The sequence below is a fragment of the Marinobacter sp. X15-166B genome (assembly GCF_001752365.1).
GTDB lineage: Bacteria > Pseudomonadota > Gammaproteobacteria > Pseudomonadales > Oleiphilaceae > Marinobacter.
In genome coordinates this window covers 2,371,213-2,386,220 of record NZ_MEIY01000001.1, presented here as the reverse complement: position 1 = coordinate 2,386,220, position 15,008 = coordinate 2,371,213, and the positions used below count along the sequence as shown (strand labels likewise).

The 15,008-nt window shown below is 59.4% G+C and carries 13 protein-coding genes and 1 tRNA gene; 2 read left to right on the top strand and 12 right to left on the bottom strand.

Annotated elements, in window-relative coordinates:
* Nucleotides 1-45: 45 nt before the first annotated feature.
* The 5 genes from BG841_RS11250 to BG841_RS11230 form a co-directional block, all read right to left on the bottom strand.
* On the bottom strand, nt 46-849 hold the full coding sequence (locus BG841_RS11250; protein ID WP_070058799.1) for a DUF2797 domain-containing protein: 804 nt from the start codon (nt 847-849) through the stop codon (nt 46-48).
* A 54-nt stretch (nt 850-903) separates the two neighbouring features.
* A complete protein-coding gene (locus tag BG841_RS11245; RefSeq protein ID WP_070057742.1) occupies nt 904-1,164 on the bottom strand; it encodes a YeaC family protein in 261 nt (86 codons plus the stop codon).
* Nucleotides 1,165-1,339: 175 nt separating this feature from the next.
* Complete coding sequence (locus BG841_RS11240; protein ID WP_070057741.1) at nt 1,340-2,212, bottom strand: rhomboid family intramembrane serine protease; 873 nt, start codon at nt 2,210-2,212, stop codon at nt 1,340-1,342.
* Nucleotides 2,213-2,215: 3 nt separating this feature from the next.
* Complete coding sequence (locus tag BG841_RS11235) at nt 2,216-3,229, bottom strand: metallophosphoesterase (RefSeq protein ID WP_070057740.1); 1,014 nt, start codon at nt 3,227-3,229, stop codon at nt 2,216-2,218.
* Between the two features lie 2 nt (nt 3,230-3,231).
* Nucleotides 3,232-4,116: an NAD(+) kinase gene (locus BG841_RS11230; protein ID WP_070058798.1), complete on the bottom strand. Its 885-nt coding sequence runs from the start codon at nt 4,114-4,116 to the stop codon at nt 3,232-3,234.
* 147 nt (nt 4,117-4,263) lie between these two features.
* Here BG841_RS11230 and BG841_RS11225 point away from each other — a divergent pair, with 147 nt between their 5' ends.
* Entirely contained in the window at nt 4,264-5,211 is a 948-nt protein-coding gene (locus BG841_RS11225; protein WP_070057739.1) for a DUF1853 family protein, read from the top strand.
* On the opposite strand, the gene BG841_RS11220 is transcribed toward BG841_RS11225, so the two are convergent.
* Nucleotides 5,120-6,406, bottom strand: coding sequence for a DNA repair protein (locus BG841_RS11220; RefSeq protein WP_070057738.1), 1,287 nt, complete (start codon nt 6,404-6,406; stop codon nt 5,120-5,122). The two genes, BG841_RS11225 and BG841_RS11220, sit on opposite strands and share 92 nt — an antisense overlap.
* A 120-nt stretch (nt 6,407-6,526) precedes the next feature.
* Nucleotides 6,527-8,599 carry an FAD-dependent oxidoreductase gene (locus tag BG841_RS11215; protein WP_070057737.1) on the bottom strand — a complete coding sequence of 691 codons (2,073 nt, stop codon included), beginning with the start codon at nt 8,597-8,599 and terminating at the stop codon, nt 6,527-6,529.
* 122 nt (nt 8,600-8,721) lie between these two features.
* Between BG841_RS11215 and BG841_RS11210 the strand changes: the two genes are divergently transcribed.
* On the top strand, nt 8,722-9,786 hold the full coding sequence (locus BG841_RS11210; RefSeq protein ID WP_070057736.1) for an AraC family transcriptional regulator: 1,065 nt from the start codon (nt 8,722-8,724) through the stop codon (nt 9,784-9,786).
* Here BG841_RS11210 and BG841_RS17075 read toward each other — a convergent pair.
* The 5 genes from BG841_RS17075 to BG841_RS11190 all read right to left on the bottom strand — a co-directional run bounded on the left by BG841_RS17075 (nt 9,773) and on the right by BG841_RS11190 (nt 14,877).
* Complete coding sequence (locus BG841_RS17075) at nt 9,773-9,925, bottom strand: hypothetical protein (RefSeq protein WP_158007610.1); 153 nt, start codon at nt 9,923-9,925, stop codon at nt 9,773-9,775. The two genes, BG841_RS11210 and BG841_RS17075, sit on opposite strands and share 14 nt — an antisense overlap.
* A gap of 90 nt (nt 9,926-10,015) precedes the next feature.
* Nucleotides 10,016-10,092, bottom strand: a tRNA-Asp gene (locus BG841_RS11205).
* Between the two features lie 110 nt (nt 10,093-10,202).
* Nucleotides 10,203-11,759, bottom strand: coding sequence for a response regulator (locus BG841_RS11200; RefSeq protein ID WP_070057735.1), 1,557 nt, complete (start codon nt 11,757-11,759; stop codon nt 10,203-10,205).
* A gap of 46 nt (nt 11,760-11,805) precedes the next feature.
* On the bottom strand, nt 11,806-12,432 hold the full coding sequence (gene fixJ / locus BG841_RS11195; RefSeq protein WP_070057734.1) for a response regulator FixJ: 627 nt from the start codon (nt 12,430-12,432) through the stop codon (nt 11,806-11,808).
* A 42-nt stretch (nt 12,433-12,474) separates the two neighbouring features.
* Nucleotides 12,475-14,877, bottom strand: a complete 2,403-nt coding sequence (locus BG841_RS11190; RefSeq protein ID WP_070058797.1) for a Lon protease family protein — start codon at nt 14,875-14,877, stop codon at nt 12,475-12,477.
* Nucleotides 14,878-15,008 lie beyond the last annotated feature (131 nt).

Sequence of the window (15,008 nt, the reverse complement as noted above, 5' to 3'; positions counted from 1 at the left end):
CCACACCGCAGGCTGCGTGGTGCAGGTATGAACAGGTTGCACACGCTAGGACGAGGGAAACACCTGCAAGCGAACCTGGTAGGCGGTGTATTTACGAATGTTGATTACGCCGGTATCCAGCAGCAGATACTGGCCCTTGATGCCCTGCAGCACCCCGGTCACCGACGGCGTCTTGTCCAGATTATGAGTTCTGACCTTCTCCGGCCACACCTCAACCGGATAGCTGAGGCTTAAACCGGCCTCGTCCACCTCGCGGATGGCGTCGTCACCATAGGCCTGCCGCAGCTCCGCCAGCCGCGGCTGAATGCGCGCCAGCAAGGCGGTTTTTTCAGCGTCCAGATCCAGTTCGGGGGCATCGCCCCGGAGCATCGCCCGCCAGTTGGTGCGATCGGCCACAAATTCTTTACAGGCCACCTCCACCAATCCGGACAATTGCCGGGTAGCCACGCGCAGCATGGGAATGGCGGCAATCGCGCCCTGATCGATCCAGCGGGTGGGTACTTGCGAGGCACGGGTAATTCCCACCTTAAGCCCCGACGAGTTGGCCAGGTACACGACATGCTCCGTCATGCAGTGGGTTTCGCCCCACTCCGGTTCGCGGCAGGTACCTTCGTGGTAATGACACTTTTCCGGACTCATGATGCAGGAGTCACAGGCCGCCAACTTGCGAAAGCACGGGTAACAATATCCCTGGTTGAAACTTTTTTTGGTCACTCGGTCACAGTGGACGCAGCGAATCGCCCCCTCAAAATCCAGTTGCAGGGCGTAGCCCACCAGATCATTCAGCGGCACCCGGGTATCACCAATCTTCAGGGTGTAATCCACGGGGTGGCCGGCCTGCACCGGCATTTTGGTCAGCCGACCGGACACATCAACAACAGCAGCAGTCAAGGTCAACCCTCATCAGCTCAAAATACGAATGGGCGCGGTATCGTCGTCCGGACCGCAACTGGAACCGTCACTTTTGGTACGGTCAAGGTAACCCACACGCTGGGTTTCGGGAACATTGTGTTCTTGCTCGTAGTAAATCACGGCTTCCATACAGATGGCCCGCTGTTCCGCCGATATCTGCCGACCGTCCGGCCATTTGCCCAGCTCAACCGCTCTGCGGAGGCTTTGGTACACCGCTGGGTCGAGGCGTTTGATCAGTTCCTCGTACGTCATCCTATGTTCCTGTCTGGCTTTCACATTGATTGAATAAACCCGGCAAAAGGGCTTGACCACCACAAATGATAACAATTATCATTACCACTCCAAATGACAACGGTCGTTAGCATTTGGTCTCTCTCATCAGGCGTGTATACGCCCTGTTTTTGCCTCACTTCCGGGTGAGGTTTTTTTATGGTCCTGCATCCCTCCGTCTGGCTGACGGTGCCCACAAGACAGCCACCAGCAGACCAGCCACAAACCCACCGAGGTGCGCTTCGTTGGCCATCCGGCCGATTCCCAGCCACTCGGGCAAAGGCGTAAAGCCGATGACCATCCATACTACCGAGAAAATGACCAGGGCCGGCGGAAAATGAAACCGGGCCCGGCGCTGCTGACTGAGCCAGCAATAACCCAACAAGCCATAAACCACCCCGGACAGCCCCCCGAACAGCGGCCCCGATACCATATACTGCAGGCCGTTGGCGAGCAGGCTGGTCACCACAAACAACACCAGCACCCGGCTTTTGCCATCGAACCACTCCACCTGGCTGCCCAGAAACCACAGCATGACACTGTTGAAAATGATGTGGGCCATGCTGAAATGCAGAAAGTCCGGTGACAACAGACGCCAGATCTGGCCCCGGGCCAGGGTGTCCGCCAGTGCGGTCATCCTTGCAGGCAGTGTGCTCCAGTCATAATAACGGGGGTCGACCATCATCAGCGCCGCCGACGCCATGTTGCTGCCCAGCCCGGTGACCCAGGCGAGCAGCCCCGCCAGAGCGATTATAACAAGCACCAGCGGCGCATGCTTCGGGGCCGGCTGCCAGCGCCCCCCCACAAACACCGGCGAATGAGCCACCTCCTCCACCCGGGCCCGCAGTTCGGGTTCCGCCAGGAAACGTTCCAGCGCCGCGGTTACCGGATCGGCGTTGTCGGCATGCTCCAGCCACAGCACCTGGTAGTTCCCTTCGACAGTGATGCGGTGTGCCACCCCCTGCTGACTCAGCCACCGGCTGAACCCGGCCAGGTTCACTCCCGTTTCAATCTGTTTGACCCGATACACCTTTTACCTCTTCAGGCTGTCTTCCATTTGCGGAGACTCGATCAGCCCCGGTCGTTCTACCTCCACTGAGACAAACTTGTCCCTGGACAGTTCACGCTCATCGTCCATCCGGTAAGCCACCAGCTTGCCGTACTTGACCGCGCTGTAGTCGAGACAGGCCACATTCGGAGCGATGGGCGCGGGTTCGCCACTCATCCAGTAATGACCGACAAACACCGGCAATTCGGTGGCCGGGTAAGTCAGCAGCTGGGCCTTCTCGGCGTCGCTCAACGGACGCTGGGCGATGGCCTCGGGCAAGGGGTCTGGCTGAAACACCACATCGGCGTATGTCTGCGGGTTGTCGGCCCAGAACTTGGTGCGGAAAAAGCGGCGCACGTAGCCGTCCCGTCCGGTGATGGTCATGCCCTCGGGCAGCATCAGGTCGGTGCCCCGCAGCAAGGTATCCATCACCTGGCCGGCGAAGGAATCCAGGGCGGCCGAGGCATGCAGGAAGTCCTCATCAATGCAGGCCCCCCCCTGGGTCTTTTTGAACTCCCGGATCAATTGCGCATCCCAGCAGGCGTGCACCACCCGAAAGTGTTCTTCCTCGATGAACAACGGCAGGGTGTAAAACCAGTCCAGAAACTCGTTCCACTCCTGGGGGTGATGGGCAAACTGGTCCAGGGTTTCACGAATGAGCCGGTCATGGCGCGGGTTCCGGTCACGGAGCCATTTTTGCTTGCTACCGGGGCGGGTACGGGTGCAGTAACCCAACGCATTGTATTCGTGGTTGCCCATGACGACCCGGGCAGAACCATGGTCCACCATGTCCCGCACCAGATGCAAAGCCTCACGAATGCGCGGGCCGCGATCAATGATATCCCCCACGAAGATCGCCTGACGGCGGGCGTGCTGGTACACACCGTTGATTTTTTTATACCCCATTTGTTCCAGAAGGCGGATCAGGGTGTTGGTGCATCCGTGAACGTCGCCGATGAGATCAAAGCCCCGGCTGGGCTTTCCTGAGTATCTTGTCATTATTAACCCGCTGTTATCTCGCTCGCCCAGCCCAGTTTGTCCCGGCAGGTGGCGTAGAAGTTGTGATCTGTTGGGTGAATCAACCGGATCTTGAAAGGTTTTTTGGTGATCCGGATGATGTCGCCCGGCGCACAGGAGATGTTCATCTGCCCGTCAAAACTGATCTGGGGGTAGGTCTCATTGGTTTCCCCCACCACCAGTTTGATCTCACTCTTGCCATCCACCACGATCGGGCGGCTGCTCAAGGTGTGCGGAAACATCGGTACCAACGCTATGGCATCCAGCTTCGGATGCATGATGGGGCCGCCCGCCGACAGGGAATAGGCGGTGGAGCCGGTGGGGGTCGCTACAATCAGTCCGTCAGATCGCTGGCTGTAGACAAAGTGGCCGTCGATGAACAAATCGAAGCCGATCATTCGTGTGGATTTACCGGGGTGCAACACCACGTCGTTCAGGGCGGTACCAAATCCGAGCGGCTGGCCATTGCGCTCTACAAAGCCGTCGAGCAGGAAGCGGGTCTCTTCAATGTAATCCCCCGCCAGCACCTTGCCGAGTTTCTCTTCGAGTTCCGCCGGGCCAATGTCCGTCAGAAACCCCAGCCGCCCGCGATTGACACCCAACAGCGGGATCTTGGACTTGGCCAGCTCCCTGGCCGCCCCCAACAAACTGCCATCACCACCCACCACGATCACCAGATCGCAAATTTCACCCAATAGTTTTTTGCTGGCAACTTGCAAACTGTGTCCGGGCAACATGGTTGCGGTTTCTTCTTCGATGATGACGTGGTAGTCATTGCTGATGAGGTATCGCTTCAGTTCGCGCAGTGATTCCACCACTTTTGCGCTACCCATTCGACCGATCACGCCAATGTTTTTGAATTGATCCATGTACATTCCCGTTGCTAACGTGCCTGTGGGTTCGACCTGAGCACACCCCTGCGGTGTTCAACCGGCTCAGTTAATGGCATCTTAACGAATTACGCCGCATTACTGAAAAATGTTCTGCCAGGTTCACACCGCGACAACAGGTTTGCCATGACCAACTGCACTCGCCCACTTTGGAACAGCCCCGCTGTCCGGCATCTGGACTGGCTGTGTCATGCCCAGCCCCTGATTGACTGCGGCCCGGTGTTTGCGGCATTCAGCGAACTGCCGGCAGACATCGACACCCGCCTGCACCGGCTGGACCGCAACCCGGCCCCGCTGGTGGAACATCTGGCGCGAAGCGCCAGCCATCGGCTGGGGCATTACTTTGAAAGTCTGTATCATTTTTTGTTGAGCGAGATCCTCGAATGGCCGGTCCTGTTGCGCAACACCCCGATCCGCGACACCCATGGCCGCACCCTCGGCGAGCTTGATTTCATTGTCCGCAACGGGCGCACCGGGGAACTGGAACACCATGAAGTGGCGGTCAAATTCTATCTTGGCTTGTCTCACGGCCAGACCACCCGCTGGTACGGCCCCAACGCGCAGGACCGGCTGGACATCAAGACCCAGCGCATGCTGACGCACCAGTGTCGCATGACCGAACGCCCGGAGACCCGGGCCGCACTGGATACTGCCGGGCTGGACGGCCCCATCCGTTCAGTACTGGCCAAGCCCGGCACGCTGTTTTCCCCCCACAGCCCTGAATCGGGCCCCGCCCGGCCACCTGGCTGGGCCAACCCTGGCCATGACCGCGGCGGGTGGGTCCGCCTGCAGCAAGTCACGCAATTGGACACCCGCCACTGGACCCTGCTCATAAAGCCCGAGTGGCTCAGCCGTCATCAGCATACGGCGGCACCTGATGCGGCCAGCACCCGCGCAGCTCTGACACACATCGCCCGCGACGGCCGGCCCAGACTGTTTGCCGAGATGACACCGCGCTCTGACCGGCGCGGCTATGAAGAGATCAATCGGTGGTTTGTGGTGCCGGACCATTGGCCGCAGCCGCATCCTGCGACACCCTGTGATCCTCACACCGATCGTTCACTCCCGGCGTGAATGCGGATGGCTGGCTGATGCGCATGATCGGGTGCTGGCAGACTTCTCCGTTCGGTTCCTGGTGCCCACATACCGGGTTTTCGTAATGCTGCAGCCATTCCCGGTAGACCGCTTCGGAGAGCCCTGCGTGGTTGGAGGCGTAGGTCAGCGGACTCGCAAAGTAACGATCAAGATCATCATAAGGCAGGGTCAGATGCCCCACTCCGGGATGGTATGCCACAAGAAACACTGTTTTGGCCTGCAAATGCCCGGTGATTGAGTCTTCAACGGGGGGGCGGTGCCGCAGTTCGTGGTTTTCTTTTTCAAGAGCCGCCAACTGGTCGTCGCGTAACGTCAGCTCACGCTGCTTGCGCGCCAACTGCTCGCGGAGTAAAGCCACTTCCGCCTTCGCGTTCCGATCGGCATGGTCCTGGGCTTCTTCCAGCTGCGCCTGCACAGTCTGCAGCGACCTCTGCATCTCCAGGTACTGTTCGTTACGCTCCGCCAGACGGTCTTTCAGCTGTTCGCTGGTCGCCCGCTGACGTTCGTATTCCTGCTGTAACTGGAGGTATTTGTCGCGCTCGGCCTGCAATTCCTGCTGGTGCTGCCGTTCCAGTTTTGCTTTGGTGTCGGCCGGTACGTTGCTCAGGGTTTTGATGCGCAGACGCTGTTCCCGGAGAATGCGGGCGATACGCACCCGGTCTATGTCCTGCTCCGTCGGGGCCTTGGGCTGCACGGCCAGCACCGGAATATCGTCCGCCCTGGCCACCCGGGGAAACTTCAGGCTGTTGGCCGCGACCGCCTTGCGAATGGCCTGGAAGGTGTTGCTTCCGGGCCTCATATCCGGGTCCCACATGTGTTTCACAAAGCGGGGTTCGGGGCACAGACTCCGGCACACCAGCCGTATTGGCCCCGCCCCGAGATCCGGCCCTTTGGCTCCCTGCCTGACCAGCCGCTCAATCGGCAAGTTCCAGCGGTTGTCGGCCCGGCCTTCTTCGTCAAACCAGATCCGGAAGAGCACCAGGGCCTCAACGTACAACTCGCTGTCGAGTTCCACCAGTGCGGCGTGCACGTCGGTATCCGCCAGATCGGACAGGCCCACGTAGCCATCCAGGAACGCTTCAAAATCCGGCACTTTCATTTGCCGTGACACCTGGGCGCCATCCATAAAGAAAATGGCGGAATGACCTGCTGACGTTTGATCCGGAGATACCATCACCAACTCCCTGGCACTGCCTGGCGGCGTTAAAACCCAATTGTAACGTCGGAGGTTACAGCGAACCGTTATTAAACATACAAAGTACGCCCCTTGTCTAATGCAGTATGCAATTACCTCTTAAAGTTCCGCCGCCAGCCGACTGCCCTGATCGATGGCTCGTTTGGCATCCAGCTCCGCGGCCACATCGGCACCGCCAATCAGATGCACGCTGAGCCCCGCCGCCTCAAGACCCTGCTGCAGATCCCGGCGGGGTTCCTGACCGGCACACAGGATGACGCTGTCCACGGCCAGCAGCCGGTCTTCACCCTGCTCCGCCCCCCGGGGGGTAACGGTGATGTGCAGGCCTTCATCATCAATCTTGCGGTAAGTCACCCCCGCAATCATTTGCACATCGCGTTGCGCCAGCGACGCGCGGTGAATCCAGCCGGTGGTTTTGCCCAGGTCCTTGCCTACCTTGGTGGGTCTGCGTTGCAACAAATACACCTTCCGCGCCGGTGCCGGCACCTCGGGCTGCACCCCTTTGACCCCGCCCCGGTGGGCCACCGTCAGATCCACCCCCCACTCGCGCATAAACTGTGCGGTATCCAGCGCGGCGGACTTGCCCTGGTGCACTATAAACTCGGACACATCGAACCCGATGCCGCCGGCACCAATGACGGCCACCGTCTCACCCACGGGCCTGCGACCCAGCAAGGCGTCGAGGTACCCCATGACTTTGGGGTGATCGACCCCCTCGATGTCCGGTGTGCGCGGTGTCACCCCGGTGGCGAGCACCACCTCATCGAACCCCCCGGCCGTCAGCAGGGCTGCATCCACGGGGGTATCCAGCCGTACTGTCACCTTGTGCTTGTCGAGCATGACCCGGAAATAACGCAGAGTTTCATAAAACTCTTCCTTGCCGGGAATCAGCTTGGCCACGTTGAACTGGCCGCCAATTTCGCTGGCGCTGTCAAACAGCGTGACCTGATGGCCACGCTCGGCCGCCACCGTTGCAAACGCCAGCCCCGCCGGGCCGGCACCAACCACCGCCAGCTTTTTGGGGGTCGCCGTTTTCACATAGGTCAGTTCGGTTTCGTGACAGGCTCTCGGGTTGACCAGACAGGAGGTTAACTTGCCATTGAAGGTGTGGTCGAGGCATGCCTGATTGCAGCCGATGCAAGTGTTGATTTCATCAGTGCGACCCTCAGCGGCCTTGTTGACCAGCTCGGCATCCGCCAGGAAGGGCCGCGCCATGGACACCATATCGGCCTCGCCGGCCGCCAGAATATTCTCCGCTTCCTCGGGCATGTTGATCCGGTTGGTGGTGACCAACGGGATGCTTACCGCCCCCCGGAGCTGTGCGGTCACCTGGGTGAAGGCACCTCTGGGTACGGAGGTAGCGATGGTGGGAATCCGCGCCTCATGCCAACCGATACCGGTATTGATGATCGTGGCGCCGGCTTCTTCCACAGCCTTGGCCAGCTGCACGACTTCCTGCCAGGTGCTGCCGTCCTCGATCAGATCCAGCATGGACAGTCGGTAGATGATGATAAAGTTTTCACCGACCCGTTCCCGAACCCGGCGGACTATTTCCAGGGGCAGACGGATGCGGTTGGCATAGCTGCCGCCCCAGCGGTCGGTGCGTTTGTTGGTGTGGGCCACAATGAACTGGTTAATGAAATAGCCTTCCGAACCCATTACCTCCACACCATCGTAACCGGCGCGCTGGGCTAGCGCCGCGCAATCCACGTAGGCCTGAATCTGGGCCTCGATGCCGGCCTCGTCCAGTTCCTTGGGGGTGAACGGGTTGATCGGTGCTTTCACTGCAGACGGCGCCACCAGCGCCGGAGAATAAGCATAGCGGCCGGCGTGCAGAATCTGCATGCAGATTTTACCACCCGCCTGATGAACCGCCTCGGTGATCACCTTGTGCTGATCTGACTCGGCTTCGGAATCCATTTTGGCGGCCCCGGCAAACACCGCCCCTTCCGGGTTGGGGCTGATCCCACCGGTCACGATCAGCGCCACCCCACCCCGGACCCGCTCGGTATAAAAAGCGGCAAGACGGTCAAAACCGTTTTTGGTCTCTTCCAAGCCCGTGTGCATGGACCCCATCAGCACCCGGTTGCGCAACCGGGTAAAACCAAGGTCCAGCGGCTCAAGCAAATTGGGGTAGCGGGACACGCCCGGCGTCGCATCGGCGTTGGTCATACGGACTCTCCTGAGAAACAGATGATACAGATCTGGATATAGCTCTAAAGTAACCGGCCCGCTTGCCCCTCTCAATATCCTCAAATAACATTCTATTATCCTGATACAACTATTCGGACACTATGAGCCAACCCAACACCACCGGCAAGCGCCGCAATACCCTTGGTGATATCAGTATCTTGTATGTTGATGTCCTGTGCCGCGCCGTTCGGCAAGCGGGCCAGACGGATCGCGGGTTGCGGCAAGAGTTTGGCATCAGCCAGACTCTGCTGCAGGCCCCTGACGCGCGCATCAGCATTCCCCATTATATGCGGTTGGGTGAGGCGGCCATCGCCCTGACCGGCGATCCGGCGCTGGGGTTACTCGCCGGCAGACTGACCCGCCCGGTGGACCTGGGCATGGCCGGACTGGCCGCGCACTGCGCGCCTACCGTGGGGGCAGCGCTGGCCACCCTGATACGCTACAGTTTGTTGACCAGTCGCAACAGTCGCGGGCACCCGAGCATGTCCGCCGACCTGTGCGAGGCGCGCTTCTATTCCATCCGCCCCTACAACAGGTTCAATTATTTCGTGGTGGATTCCGTATTGGCGGCGTGGACGCAATTGGTCCGCGCGCTCACCGGCACAACCCGGGTGTTGCAGGCCGTCGCGATTGAATACCCGTCGCAAGGGCTGGATGCGGAATTTGAAGCTTTTTTTCAGTGCCCGGTACACTTCAACGCGAAGCACAATGGCATCACCTTGGCACGGTCCCTGGCCAGTCATCCGTCCGTTAGCGCTCAGCCAGCCATGCACCGAAAATTAACAACCGATTGCGAGCTGGCGCTCGGACGCATCCGCTCAGGTTGGACCCTGCAAGACCGGATCAAGGAAAAAGTAGCACAAGCTCTGCAAGGCTCCGCCCCCAGACTGGAGAGCATTGCCGCAGAATTGGGGATGACGCCCTGGACGGTGCAGCGGCAGTTGCAACAGGAAGGCAGCGGCTACCGGCAGATACTGGACCTTGCCCGCCGAGATCTGGCGCAGGATTATATCCGGGAAACCACGTTATCACTGTCGGAAGTGTCGTGGCTGTTGGGTTTTTCGGGGCCGGCGGCCTTTCATAAGGCGTATCAGCGCTGGTTCGGCACCAGCCCGGGCCGGCATCGCGCCGACCTCACCCGGCAACGGGCACCTACAACTCGGTAGCGTCGCAGACCCCTTCATCGTCGTCGTAGTCCTCGTCGTGACTGGTCAGCAACTCTTCTTCATAATCAAGCATTCGTCTTGCCTCCGCGCAGTGTGCGGCCAGCATACCCGTCCAGGCATGACAATATGATGACGCCACTGGCTGCACCGCCCCATTGGCACCTGAATCTGACCAACTGCGCAACGAAAAAAGCCCCAAGCTTGCAATAAGCTTGGGGCTTTTCGAATATGGCGGAGCGGACGGGACTCGAACCCGCGACCCCCGGCGTGACAGGCCGGTATTCTAACCAACTGAACTACCGCTCCGTGCTGACTGGCCGTGCTATCTGGTTGATAACTCTGCGATGTCAACGGGGGTGAATTATATAGATCGCCCCCTTGATGTCAACGGCTTTGTTGAATCTTTTTTTAATTAGTCAGCCGGTTTCCGCACCAGCCACCGGCAGGGTAAAAAAGAACCGCGTGCCCTGCTCGGCCGGACGCTCAAAACCGATCTCGCCACCCTGGGTCTGAATCAGCGAGCGGCACATGGGCAAACCGATCCCCATGCCATCCTCTTTGGTGGTGTAAAACGGCAGGAACAGATTTTCCTCAGCGTCCTCGGGCAGTCCGATGCCCTTGTCGGTGACATCGAAGCGCACATAACCGGGGCGCACTACAAACGCACTGACCACCACCGGTGCCTCAACCCCGGCACTGCGGGTGGCTTCCAGGGCATTCCTGATCAGATTCAGCGCGACCTGCTGCACCTGCACCGCATCCGCCAGTACGTCGGGAATGTCATCCGCGATATTGACCACCAGGCGGCCGTTATTGTGCCGGATATCCACTTCGGCAAACTGACTGATGTCGTCCAGCAGGGTTTCCACTGACACCCGGCTCTTGCCGGACGCGGGCTGTTTGACGAACCGCCGGATGCGGCGAATCACCTCGCTGGCACGGTGGGATTGCGCCTCGATTTTCCCCAGGGTTTCCTGCAGCAGACTCTTGTCCACGGTGTCTGCAGCCAACACGCGGGTCGCAACGCGGGCGTAATTGGTGATGGCCGTCAGAGGCTGATTGACTTCATGGGCAAAACCGGCGGCCCATTCGCCCAGCGTGGACAGGCGGGACGCCTGGGCCAGCTGGTCGCGCTGCTCCTGCACCAGATCCCGGGCGGCTTCCAGCGCCCGCTCGTTTTCCAGCTCGGTGGTAATATCCCGGAAGACCACCACCGCACCCACCAGTTCTTCGCCTTCATACTTCGGTGTTAACCGGTACTCGGCTTCAAATACCGAGCCATCCAGCCGGTACATCATCACTCCGCGGCGATGATCGTACTCCCCCGGCTGACAAACCAACGAGGTGGGGTCACCGGCGCTCCCGGAGTCGCTACCCGCACAGTTGCAATGCAGTTCGAAGAAGTTGCGGCCGATCAACTGATCGGCCCGGCCACCGGCAATCTGCTCCGCAGCGGGGTTGGCAAATATGATGTTGCTCGCGTCGTCCAGGCCGTAGATACCTTCGCTGATGGCGTTGAGAATCCGGCTCTGGTCACCCTGCAGCTGCCGATTGCGCTGCTGCAGCTCCCGTTCCAGCCGCACCACCCGGGCATGGGTGCGCACACGGGCGATCACCTCAGCCGCCTGGAACGGCTTGGAAATGTAATCGGCCCCGCCCAGGGAGAAGCCCTTTATCTTGGCATCGATTTCGTCCAGAGCCGACAGGAACACCACGGCACTGTCAGCGGTCTGAGGGTCGGCCTTGAGGCGCTCACACACTTCGTAGCCATCCAGCTCGGGCATCATGATGTCGAGCAGGATGACCTCCGGTTGATCGCGCAGGGCCAGCGAAAGTGCTTTGTGGCCATCATTGGCAATGAGCAGGCGATATCCCTTGTCTTTCAGGGTCTCATAGAGAACCTTGAGGTTCTGAGGGTTATCATCCACCAGCAGGACGGTGCCCTCAGAATCCACACAGATATCTTCAGTCATAAGTTAACGGCCAGATATGGAACATGGACGCATGATGACCCGCCATTTACTCCAAGTCGATACGGTCCTTTACGGACAGCACCATCCGCACCAGATGCGCCAGAGAGTGGGTACCCATCTTATGCATCACCCGGGAACGGTGAATCTCGACGGTCCGCTGACTGATCTCCAGCTCGATGGCAATGACCTTGTTGGCCTGCCCGGCAATCATGCGCCCCATGATTTCCGTTTCGCGGGGTGTGAGGGTGTTCACCCGGCGCAGAATTTCCTGCTTCTCACTCAGGGTTTCCCGCTGTTTCTGGTCCAGTTTCAGCGCCTGTTCAATTTTTTCCAGCAGCGCCTCTTCGCGGTACGGTTTCTGGATGAAATCGACCGCACCTTCTTTCATCGCATCCACCGCCATGGGCACGTCGCCGTGACCGGTGACAAATATGATCGGTAGAATGGAGTGCAGTTCGTTCAGCTTTTTCTGCAATTCCATACCGTCCATACCCGGCATGCGGATATCCAGGACGATACAACCGGCCATGTCTTCGGAATAGTCACTCAAAAACGCGTTGGCGTTGTCGTAGGTCTGGGTGGCCATGTTCGCCGACCGTAACAGCAGCTCCAGCGAGTCGCGTACCGCCTCGTCGTCTTCCACCACATACACAATCTGGGCTATACCACTCATCGTCTCATTCTCCATTCTTCTGTCTGTTTTTTTGGCCGCCGGTCAGTGCGCCGATGCGTCTTTGCTGTCGTGCCCGTGCTCCTGACGCTCGTGTTCACGCAGTTCTTCCAAGCGCTGCTGTATCGCGGCAAAGACGCTGCCGTCGGGATAACGGCCCTTGGCGTCGGCCACCCCGGCCGGGCGATCCATCAGCAAAGTCACCGCCTCTTCCACGGTGGTGACGGCGTAGACCGCGAAAGTGCCGGTCCGTACGGCTTCCACGACCTCACTGTCGAGCATCAGATTTTGCACATTGGTGCCAGGTAAAATAACACCTTGCGAGGGAGTGGCACCCGTAATCTGGCAGGTGTGGTAGAAACCTTCCACTTTTTCGTTCGCACCGCCAATGGGTTGCACCTCGCCAAACTGGTTGACTGAGCCGGTAATGGCCAGATCCTGGCGCACCGGGCAGCCCGATAACGCCGACACCAGGGCGCAGAGCTCTGCCAGAGACGCGCTGTCACCATCCACTTCGCCATAGTTTTGCTCGAACGCAATGCTCGCCGACAGGTGCAACGGCCCGTTCACCGCAAATTGCGCCATCAGCCAGGCGCTCAGTATCATCACGCCCTTCGAGTGTATATCACCACCCAGCTTCACTTCCCTTTCAATATCAATGATATCGCCGTCACCGTAATAGGTGGTCGCGGTGATCCGGTTGGACATGCCAAACTCGAACCCGCCCGTCGACAGCACCGACAGCGCATTGACCTGTCCCACCCGCGTGCCCCGGGTGGTCACCAGTGTGCTGCCATCCCGCACCGATTCGTACAATTGATCGCGGATGCGGCTGTTGCGATGCCGGGCACTGGCCAGCGCCTGAGTCACGTGTTGGGCGGTGATGGTCTTGGCACCCTGTTCACGCGCCCAGTAATCCGACTCCCGGAGTACATCGTTGATGTCTGCGGCGTGCAGCGACAGCCGGTCCTGATGCTCGGCCATGCGGGCACTGTGTTCGATCACCCGGGCAACGGCCTTCTGATCGCAATGCAGCAAGCCTTTGTCGTTGACCAGACTGGCAATGAATTTGGCGTAGAGCAACTGGCTTTCCGGGGTCCGCGGCATCTCGTTCTCAAAATCGGCGGTTACCCGGAACAGCTCCGCAAACTCGGGATCGTACTCCTGCAGCAACAACCAGGTTTCACGATCGCCAAACAACACCAGCTTGACACTCATCGGAATGACCTCGGGCTCCAGGGAAATGGCTCCCGACAGGGTCAACTCCCGCTCCAGCGAGTTGACCTGAATGGTCTTGGCTCGCAGGGCCCGTTTCAAGCCTTCCCATACAAAGGGCTGCTCCAGCACCTTGGCCGCGTCCATCAGCAGGTAGCCACCGTTTGCCCGGTGCAGACTGCCCCCACGGATGAGCGAGAAATCGGTGAAGACGGTACCCTTATAGGTCACACTTTCCACATAGCCAAACAGGTTGTGGTAGGTGGGGTTGTCTTCCACAATCACCGGCACTTCGTTGCCCTGCTGATGCACCAGCAGATTGATCTGATAGCGACGGGGCATTTTCTTGTCCAGCGACGCGTAGGCCATGGCGGCCTGCTCTTCGTTATCTTCCAGAAAGATATCAAGATTATCCACCAGGTCGTTGCGCACGGCCTCCAGATGAGCCACCACATCGGGCAGGTCCTGGTATTTGGCCACCAGCTGATCCAGCTGATGGCCGGAAATGCCTTCCAGGGTTTCCTGGTTCAGGGCGTGCTGTTTCTCGGCGTACTCCTGCTCCCAATCCGTAATTTTGCGCAGTGCCTGCCGCAACCGTTTTTCCAGACCGTTGATGATTTCTTCAAACTCGGCCCGCTGGGCGTCGGTAAGCTGGGCGAAGCTGTCTACGGTGTGCGGCTCATCGCCATTCATGGCGACCAGCCGATAGCCCCCCGGGGTGGTGACCGTTAGCCGGACTTTTTTGCGTTTGGATTGCTGGGCCACCTTTTCCAGCTCATCCTCCTGCTTCTTGCTGTATTCCTCCTTGAGCTGCTCGGCCCGCTCCAGAAAACTGTCGCTGTCGAAGGTCTGTGGAATGACCTTCATCAGCCGCACCATCAACCGGTCCAGGTCCTTTTTTAACTGATGACCCTGGCCCGCCGGCAGTTTGAGCACCCGGGGCACCCGGGGCTCCTCGAAATTGGCCACATAACACCAGTCGTGACTTTGATGACTTTTGTCGACATGATGCTGCAGGTAACGCAGCATCATGGTGCGCTTGCCCAGCCCGCTGCAGCCCACGGCATACACGTTGTAGCCGCCGTGGGGCATTGCCAGTGCAAATCTGACCGCCTCCCGGGCACGATCCTGACCCACAATTTCGGCCAGTGGTTCAAGCTGGCGCGTACTTTTGAATGGTAGGTCTTTTAGCACGCAGGTTTTGTATAGCTGGTTCAGAGGCAGTGACTTCAAGATGCGGACCTGTAACGACAAAGGGTTTGGCTGAGAATAGCGCGCTTCACGGTGGAATTCTTCCGCTGCAAGCGCACTCAGGCCGGCCATTGTAGAGTCTGGTTTCCCAACTGTCGCCCCCGGATCACTTT